Origin of the sequence: Micromonospora sediminimaris (assembly GCF_016863575.1) — a bacterium.
Classification (GTDB): domain Bacteria; phylum Actinomycetota; class Actinomycetes; order Mycobacteriales; family Micromonosporaceae; genus Micromonospora; species Micromonospora sediminimaris.
Window position 1 is genome coordinate 1 of record NZ_BOPD01000072.1, and the last position, 1,244, is coordinate 1,244.

Genomic DNA, 1,244 nt, shown 5'->3' on the forward strand with positions numbered 1-1,244 from the left:
AACCCGTTCGAGGCCGGAAAGCTCTACCGGCTCTAGAGCTTCCCCCGGCTCCTGCGAATCGGCACTAATCGGGCGGGTCCGGCATCATGCCGGGCCCGCCCGAACCGCACCGACACCCCCTCCATCGACCTCCCGGCCCGACGACATTAGGCGCTTCATTGACGGTCGTCAGCAAAGTGCTTAACGTTAGGTATCCACCACCATCGATGGAGGTACCATGAGGAAAACCAGGGCGGCGCTGGCCGGCCTAGCCAGCTTCCTGCTCCTCAGCTTGGGTTTTGTGGCGCTGTCGTCGCCGGCTTCCGCCGCGTCGCTGGTCGAGGTGACCAACTTCGGCAACAACCCGGGCGGCATGCGAATGCACATCTACGTGCCCGACAACCGACCCGCCAACCCGGCGATCGTGGTCGCCATGCACGGCTGCGGCGGGTCGGGTCCGGGCTTCTACTCGGGCAGCGAATTCGCCTCGCTGTCGAACCAGTACGGGTTCATTGTCATCTACCCGAGCGCCATGCAGGAGGCCGGGTTCGGCAGGTGCTTCGACACCTGGTCGGACGCGTCCAAGCGGCGTGGTGGCGGTAGCGACCCGGTCTCCATCGAGTCGATGGTGAACTACGCCCGGACACAGCACGGCGGAGACATCAACCGGGTCTACGCCACCGGCAGTTCGTCCGGCGGCATGATGACTCAGCACATGCTCGCGGTCTACCCCGACCTGTTCAAGGCGGGTGCGTCCTTCATGGGTGTGCCCTTCAACTGCTTCGCCAACGCGGCCGCCTACCCTCCCGGTGGTCCATGCACCAACGGCTCGATGAACCGGACCCCGCAGCAGTGGGGCGACATGGTCCGAGCGGCGTACCCGGGCTACACCGGCCCTCGCCCGCCGATCCAGCTGTGGCACGGCACCAACGACACCCTGGTGCCGTACTCGCTGCTTCAGGAGTCGATCGAGCAGTGGACCAATGTGCACGGCCTGAGCCAGACGCCCACGTCCACGGACACCCCGCAGGCCAACTGGAACCGCCGCCGCTTCGGCACTCAGGTCGAGGCGTACGCCATCCAGGGTGCCGGGCACAGTCTGCCCTCCAGCGGCATGGCGCGGGTCGCCATCCAGTTCTTCGGCTTGGACGGTTCAACCCCACCCACCACCACTCCGCCGCCGACCGGCACCCCGACCCCGACTCCGACCCCCACGCCGACGCCGACGCCGACCACCCCGCCGCCGTCCGGCTCCGCCAACGAGA

Annotated in this window: 1 protein-coding gene; it reads left to right on the forward strand. The window is 67.3% G+C overall.

Annotated elements, in window-relative coordinates; genetic code table 11:
• Positions 1-217 precede the first annotated feature (217 nt).
• Positions 218-1,244: extracellular catalytic domain type 1 short-chain-length polyhydroxyalkanoate depolymerase (locus Vse01_RS29135; RefSeq protein ID WP_204019287.1), on the forward strand; the 1,027-nt coding region annotated here is incomplete at its 3' end.